The sequence below is a fragment of the Staphylococcus sp. HMSC65H10 genome (genome assembly GCF_001839185.1).
GTDB lineage: Bacteria > Bacillota > Bacilli > Staphylococcales > Staphylococcaceae > Staphylococcus > Staphylococcus simulans.
Genome location: NZ_KV840424.1, coordinates 22,397 through 22,768, shown reverse-complemented (window position 1 = coordinate 22,768; position 372 = coordinate 22,397). Strand labels below are relative to the sequence as shown.

Here is a 372-nt window from a genome sequence, read left to right as displayed (position 1 = left end):
TCTGGGAAGACAGCAACAAAGACGGTATCCAAAACTCAAATGAAGTAGGTATTGCAGGTGTAACAGTCACATTAACTAAACCGGATGGTACAAAAGTAACGACAGTTACAGACGAAAAAGGTAAATATAAATTTACAGACTTAGAAAATGGTGAATACCAAGTAGATTTCGAAACGCCAGAAGGTTATAAATCTACATTAATTGAGCAAGGAAATTCTAGAGCGCTTGACTCAGAAGGCACATCAGCCACAGTGAAAATCAATAATGCAGATGATTACACAATTGACAGTGGATTCTACAAACCAACAGTTGAGCCGACACCAGTTCCAGCAACATACAACTTAGGTGACTATGTCTGGGAAGACAGCAACA

1 protein-coding gene is annotated in these 372 nt (G+C 39.0%); it reads left to right on the top strand.

All coding sequences use genetic code 11. The features are described from left to right. On the top strand, positions 1-372 hold a 372-nt coding region (locus tag HMPREF3270_RS11815; RefSeq protein ID WP_176746755.1), incomplete at both ends, for an SdrD B-like domain-containing protein.